Genomic DNA, 6,631 nt, shown 5'->3' with positions numbered 1-6,631 from the left:
GCTACAGGGGATTGCTGCGGTGCCACGAACGGCCCACCTCCGGCCTTGCCGGGGGGCGAGCGCCCGTTGCGAGTCATAGATTAGCGCAAGCAGGGGGGTGCTCCGCCAATCGGTATCGCCAGCCGGCCGGGCACCGACACGACGAAGGGTGGCAGGCATGCGGTACAAGGTCACGTTCCTCACCGGGGTGGCCATCGGCTACGTGGTGGGGACGGCCGCCGGACGCGAGCGGTACGAGGCGATGAAGAAGTCCGCCCGGCGGGTCGCGCAGAACCCGGTGGTGCGCAACGCCGCCGAGACGGCCGGGCAGAACGGGCGGGCGTTCGCGGGGAAGGCGGTCACCGCCGTCGGGAACAAGGTCGGCGACGTGCTGCCGTCCTCCGTCGCGCGACGGGTGCCCGGGCTGCGGGAGCGGGGGCAGGGCTACGAGGACGAGTGGGGAACCAGCAACACCTGAGTCTCCTGGGACGGGTAACCGGTGGGGCAGAATTCTCCGCATGGGGATAGTCGCCGGGCTGGACAGCTCTTCCACCTTCACTCGCATCGTCGTCTGTGACACGGACACCGGTGCCGTGCTGCGCCAGGGGTACGCGCCCCATCCACAGCCCGCCGGAGAGACGCTCCCCCACGAGACCGACCCGCAGGCCTGGCTGCTCTCCCTCGGCGAGGCCGCCGGCGGCGGGCTGCTGGAGGGCGTCCAGGCCATCGGGGTCTCCGCGCGGCGCGGCCTGCTGGCACTGGACGCACAGGGCGGGCCGGTCCGGCCCGCCCTGGTCGGCAACGACCGGCGCGGGCAGGTCGCCGCGGCGGACCTGGTCGAGGCGCTCGGCGGCAAGGCCGCCTGGACGGCGGCCGTGGGCTCGGTCCCGCACCCCGCGCAGCCGGTGGTGAAACTCGCCTGGCTGGCCCGTACCGACCCCGAGGCCGCGCGCCGGGTAGCGGTGCTGATGTCCCCGCACGACTGGCTCGTCTGGCAGCTGCTCGGCCGGCCCGCGCGCCGCACCACCGACCGGGCCGACGCCTCCGGGACCGGGTACTGGTCGGCGGCCACCGGCTCCTACCGGCCGGACCTGGTCGAGCTGGCGCTCGGGCACCAGGCCCTGCTGCCCGAGGTGCTCGGCCCGTGCGACGCCGCCGGGATGACCCCGGAGGGACTGCTGATCTCCGCCGGGACCGGCGAGACCACGGCGGCCGTGCTCGGGCTGGGCCTGGGTCCGGGGGACGCGGTGGTCTCGCTGGGGGCCACCGGCTCCGTGATGGCCGTGCACCACGAGGCCCTCGCCGAGCCGGGCGGGCTGATCACCGCCCTCGCCGACGCCGGCGGCATGCACCTGCCGGTGGTGAACACCTCCAACGCCGTACGGACCCTGCGCGGCACCGCCGACATGCTGGGCACCGACCTGGAGGGGCTGAGCGCGCTCGCGCTGAAGTCCACGCCGGGTGCCCACGGGCTCGTGCTCCTGCCGTACCTGGAGGGGGAACGCACCCCGCACCTGCCGCACTCCGCCGGGACCCTGTCGGGGCTGCGCCGGGACTCGATGAAGCCGGAGCACCTGGCGCGGGCCGCGTTCGAGGGGATGCTGTGCGGGCTGGTGGACGCCCTGGACGTGCTGCGGCACCGGGGCGTGGGGATCCGGCGGGTGTTCCTGCTGGGCGCGGTCGCCGAGCTGCCCGCCGTGCAGGCCGCCGCTCCGGGGCTGTTCGGGACCCAGGTCGTCGTGCCCGCCCCGGCGGACTACGCGGCGCTGGGCGCGGCCCGGCAGGCGGCCTGGGCGCTGGGGGCGCAACAGGGCACGCTCGCCCCGAACACGCCCCCGCTGTGGCCGGCCCCGGCCGCTCAGGTCTTCGAGCCGGGCGAGGAGTTCGCGGCCTGGCAGGCGGTGCGCCAGCAGTACGTCACCACGCGGGAGCAGCTGCACCCCGGGGCCTTCTGAGGCGTACGGGACAGAAGACGCGCCCGCTGCGCAACCCCTTGCGGGCGCGAATGCTGGCAGCAAGGGGACCTTGGCACGAAGAGGCCTACTCCTTTTGTCCCGGCTTTGCGAAAAGCGGTAGGGATCAAGCCTCCGGTTGCCGCAGGATGGGGTGAACCCCTCGATCTTGCCTACCGGAGCCTGCGCGTGCTCATACGACTCCTGCGGACTTACCTGCGTCCGCACCGCAAACCCATCGCCGCACTGGTGCTGCTGCAACTCCTGCAGACCAGTGCGAGCCTCTACCTGCCCACGCTCAACGCCGACATCATCGACAAGGGTGTCGTCACCGGTGACACGGGATACATCCTGCGCTTCGGCGCGCTGATGCTCGGCGTCTCGCTCGTCCAGCTCGTCTGCAACGTCGGGGCCGTCTACTTCGGTGCGCGGACCGCCGCCGCGCTGGGCCGCGACATCCGTGCCGCCGTCTTCGACCGGGTGCAGAGCTTCTCCGCCCGCGAGCTGGGCCAGTTCGGCGCGCCATCGCTGATCACCCGGACGACCAACGACGTCCAGCAGGTGCAGATGCTGGCGCTGCTGACGTTCACGCTGATGGTCTCGGCGCCGATCATGTGCGTGGGCGGGATCGCCATGGCGCTCTCCCTGGACGTGAAGCTGTCGGGCGTGCTGCTCGCCGTGGTCCCGGTGCTGGGCGTCTCGGTCGGCGCGATCGTCTGGAAGACGCGTCCCCTGTTCCGTCTGATGCAGGAGCGCCTCGACGTGGTCAACCGGGTGCTGCGCGAGCAGATCACCGGCAACCGGGTGATCCGCGCCTTCGTCCGCGACGGCTACGAGGAGGAGCGCTTCCGCGGGGCGAACACCGAGCTGACCCGTGTCTCGCTGGCCTCGGGGCGGCTCCTCGCGCTGATGTTCCCCGTCGTGCTGCTGGTCGTGAACATCTCCAGCGTGGCGGTCATCTGGTTCGGCGCGATGCGCGTGGACGGCCGGGAGATGGAGATCGGCCAGCTGACGGCCTTCCTCGCCTACCTGATGCAGATCGTGATGGCCGTGATGATGGCCACCTTCATGTTCATGATGGTGCCGCGCGCCGAGGTGTGCGCCGAGCGCATCCAGGAGGTCCTGGACACCGAGTCCAGCGTGGTCCCGCCTGTGGACCCGGTGCGCACGGTGTCCCTGCGCGGGCAGCTGGAGCTGCGCGGCGCCGACTTCCACTACCCGGGCGCGGAGGCGCCGGTGCTGCGCGGGGTGGACCTGGTGGCCCGCCCCGGCGAGACCACGGCGGTGATCGGGTCCACCGGCAGCGGGAAGTCCACGCTGCTGGGCCTGGTGCCCCGGCTGTTCGACGCGACCGGCGGCGAGGTGCTCGTCGACGGCGAGGACGTGCGCCGGCTGGACCCGCAGCTGCTGGCCAGGACGGTCGGCATGGTCCCGCAGAAGCCGTACCTGTTCTCCGGGACCGTCGCCTCCAACCTGCGCTACGGGCGCCCGGACGCGACGGACGAGGAGCTGTGGCAGGCCCTGGAGGTGGCCCAGGCCAAGGAGTTCGTCTCCGCGCTGGAGGGCGGCCTGGAGGCGCCCATCACCCAGGGCGGCACGAACGTCTCCGGCGGCCAGCGCCAGCGTCTGGCGATCGCCCGCACGCTCGTGCAGCGCCCCGAGATCTACCTGTTCGACGACTCCTTCTCGGCCCTGGACTACGCGACGGACGCGGCTCTGCGCGCGGCGCTGGCCCGTGAGACGGAGGAGGCGACGGTGGTCATCGTCGCCCAGCGGGTCTCCACGATCCGCGACGCCGACCGGATCATCGTCCTCGACGAGGGCCAGGTGGTCGGCGAGGGCCGCCACCACGAGCTGATGGCCGGCAACGAGACCTACCGGGAGATCGTGCTCTCCCAGCTGACGGAGGCGGAGGCCGCATGAGCGGGCCCGGAGGACGGATGATGATGGGCTCGCCCCAGAGGTCCATGGACTTCAAGGGGTCGGGCAAGCGGCTGCTGGGGCAGCTGGCGCAGGACAAGGCGAAGCTGTGGGGCATGGTCGCGGCCGTGGTCGGCAGCGTCGGCTGTTCGGTGGTCGGGCCGAAGATCCTGGGCGAGGCCACGGACCTGGTGTTCGCGGGCATCGTGGGCCGGGAGATGCCGGAGGGCCTGACCAAGGAGCAGGCGCTGGAGGGGCTGCGGTCCCAGGGGCACGGCGGCATGGCCGACATGCTGGCGAGCACCGACTTCACTCCGGGCCAAGGCATCGACTTCGGCGCCGTCGGGGTCGTGGCCCTGTGGGCGCTGGCGGTCTTCGGCGGGGCGGCGGTGCTGATGCTGGTCGCGACGAGGCTGTCCAACCTCGTGCAGAACGGCATGGTGTTCCGGATGCGCGAGGAGCTCCAGGCGAAGCTGTCGCGGCTGCCGCTGTCGTACTTCGACCAGCAGAAGCGCGGCGAGGTGCTGAGCCGGGCGACGAACGACATCGACAACATCGGGCAGACCCTCCAGCAGACGCTGGGTCAGCTGATGAACTCGCTGCTGACGATCGTCGGCGTGCTGGCGATGATGTTCTGGATCTCCCCGCTGCTGGCGCTGGTCGCGCTGGCGACGGTGCCGGTGGCCATGGTGGTGGCGGCGAAGATCGGCAAGAGGTCGCAGCCGCAGTTCGTGGCGCAGTGGAAGAGCACCGGCGCGCTGAACGCCCACGTCGAGGAGATGTACTCCGGCCACGCGCTGGTGAAGGTCTTCGGGCGGCAGAAGGAGTCCGCGGAGGTCTTCGCCGAGCAGAACGAGGAGCTGTACCGGGCCTCGTTCAAGGCGCAGCTGGTCAGCGGCATCATGCAGCCGGTGATGTTCTTCATCTCGAACATCAACTACGTGCTGGTGGCGGTCGTCGGCGGGCTGCGGGTGGCCTCGGGCACCCTCTCGATCGGTGACGTGCAGGCGTTCATCCAGTACTCGCGCCAGTTCTCGATGCCGCTGACGCAGGTGGCCTCGATGGCGAACCTGGTGCAGTCCGGCGTCGCCTCGGCGGAGCGGGTGTACGAGCTGATGGACGCGCCCGAGCAGGAGCCGGACGCGGAGGTCCCGGAGCGTCCGCAGGAGCTGCGCGGGCAGGTCGTCCTGGACAAGGTGGCCTTCCGCTACGAGCCGGACAAGCCGCTCATCGAGAACCTGTCGCTGCGGGTGGAGCCGGGGCAGACGGTCGCGATCGTCGGCCCGACGGGCGCGGGCAAGACCACGCTGGTCAACCTGCTGATGCGGTTCTACGAGGTCACCGGTGGCGAGATCGCCCTCGACGGGGTGGACATCGCGAAGATGACCCGTGAGGAGCTGCGTTCCGGGATCGGCATGGTCCTGCAGGACACCTGGCTGTTCGGCGGGACCATCGCGGAGAACATCGCGTACGGCGCCTCGCGCGAGGTCACGCGCGCCGAGATCGAGGAGGCCGCGCGGGCGGCGCACGCGGACCGGTTCGTCCGTACGCTCCCCGACGGCTACGACACGGTGCTCGACGACGAGGGCGCGGGCGTCAGCGCGGGCGAGAAGCAGCTGATCACCATCGCCCGGGCGTTCCTGTCGGACCCGGTGATCCTGGTCCTCGACGAGGCGACGAGCTCGGTGGACACCCGTACCGAGGTGCTGATCCAGAAGGCGATGGCGCGCCTGGCGCACGGCCGTACGTCCTTCGTGATCGCGCACCGGCTCTCCACGATCCGGGACGCCGACGTGATCCTGGTGATGGAGAACGGCTCGATCGTGGAGCAGGGCTCGCACTCGGAGCTGCTGGCCGCGGAGGGTGCGTACGCGCGGCTGTACGCGGCGCAGTTCGCGCAGGCGGTGGCCGAGGTCGACTGACCGACTGTTGGCGCGTGAGCGCGTGGGGGCGTCCTCCGGGGCGCCCCCTTCGCGTTGCGGTGCGGTGCGGTGCGGTCAGTCGAGGTAGCCGCGCAGCTGGTCCGCGAAGGCGTGGTCGCGGAGCTTGGCGAGGGTCTTGGACTCGATCTGGCGGATCCGCTCCCGGGTGACGCCGAAGATCCGGCCGATCTCCTCCAGGGTGCGCGGGCGGCCGTCGGCGAGCCCGTAGCGGAGCTGGACGACCTTGCGTTCGCGTTCGCCGAGGGTCGACAGGACGGCTTCGAGGTGTTCGCGCAGCAGGAAGAAGGCGGCGGACTCCATGGGGGAGGCGGCGTCGCCGTCCTCGATGAGGTCGCCGAGCGCGACGTCCTCCTCCTCGCCGACGGGGGCGTGCAGGGAGACCGGTTCCTGGGCGAGGCGCAGTACTTCGAGGACCCGTTCGGGGGTCAGTTCCAGGTGGACGGCGACCTCTTCGGCGGTGGGTTCGTAGCCGCGTTCCTGGAGCATGCGGCGCTGGACGCGGACGACGCGGTTGATGAGCTCGACGACGTGGACGGGGACGCGGATGGTACGGGCCTGGTCGGCGAGGGCCCGTGACATCGCCTGGCGGATCCACCAGGTGGCGTAGGTGGAGAACTTGTAGCCGCGGGCGTAGTCGAACTTCTCCACGGCCCGGATCAGTCCGAGGTTCCCTTCCTGGACCAGGTCGAGCATGGTGAGGCCGCGGCCGACGTAGCGTTTGGCGACGGAGACGACGAGGCGCAGGTTGGACTCGATGAGCCGGCGTTTGGCCATCCGGCCCATGACGACGAGTTTGTCGAGGTCGACGGCGAGCTGGGAGTCGAGGTCGGTGGCGCC

General features: G+C 71.3%; 5 protein-coding genes. 4 read left to right on the top strand and 1 reads right to left on the bottom strand.

Annotated elements, in window-relative coordinates; translation table 11 throughout:
• Positions 1-157 precede the first annotated feature (157 nt).
• The 4 genes from VR44_RS02825 to VR44_RS02810 all read left to right on the top strand — a co-directional run bounded on the left by VR44_RS02825 (position 158) and on the right by VR44_RS02810 (position 5,773).
• Positions 158-457 (top strand): hypothetical protein, encoded by a 300-nt coding sequence (locus VR44_RS02825; protein ID WP_045945743.1) that lies wholly within the window; start codon positions 158-160, stop codon positions 455-457.
• Between the two features lie 40 nt (positions 458-497).
• Complete coding sequence (locus VR44_RS02820; RefSeq protein ID WP_045945742.1) at positions 498-1,934, top strand: xylulokinase; 1,437 nt, start codon at positions 498-500, stop codon at positions 1,932-1,934.
• Positions 1,935-2,120: 186 nt separating this feature from the next.
• On the top strand, positions 2,121-3,854 hold the full coding sequence (locus tag VR44_RS02815; RefSeq protein WP_045945741.1) for an ABC transporter ATP-binding protein: 1,734 nt from the start codon (positions 2,121-2,123) through the stop codon (positions 3,852-3,854).
• Positions 3,851-5,773, top strand: a complete 1,923-nt coding sequence (locus VR44_RS02810) for an ABC transporter ATP-binding protein (protein WP_045945740.1) — start codon at positions 3,851-3,853, stop codon at positions 5,771-5,773. The genes VR44_RS02815 and VR44_RS02810 overlap by 4 nt, the downstream gene beginning before the upstream one ends.
• 75 nt (positions 5,774-5,848) lie before the next feature.
• On the opposite strand, the gene VR44_RS02805 is transcribed toward VR44_RS02810, so the two are convergent.
• A partial coding sequence (locus VR44_RS02805) for a sigma-70 family RNA polymerase sigma factor (RefSeq protein ID WP_045945739.1) occupies positions 5,849-6,631 on the bottom strand: 783 nt, incomplete at its 5' end.

This window comes from Streptomyces katrae (assembly GCF_000966975.1).
In the GTDB taxonomy this organism is placed as follows: Bacteria; Actinomycetota; Actinomycetes; order Streptomycetales; family Streptomycetaceae; genus Streptomyces; species Streptomyces katrae.
The sequence above is the reverse complement of the archived record's forward strand: the minus strand, read 5'-3'. Positions and strand labels throughout refer to the sequence as shown.

Excerpts from the sequence above, each read along its gene's own strand:
- VR44_RS02825 (WP_045945743.1), top strand. The coding sequence starts at position 158 with ATGCGGTACAAGGTCACGTTCCTCACCGGGGTGGCCATCGGCTACGTG.
- VR44_RS02820 (WP_045945742.1), top strand. The coding sequence starts at position 498 with ATGGGGATAGTCGCCGGGCTGGACAGCTCTTCCACCTTCACTCGCATC.
- VR44_RS02810 (WP_045945740.1), top strand. The coding sequence starts at position 3,851 with ATGAGCGGGCCCGGAGGACGGATGATGATGGGCTCGCCCCAGAGGTCC.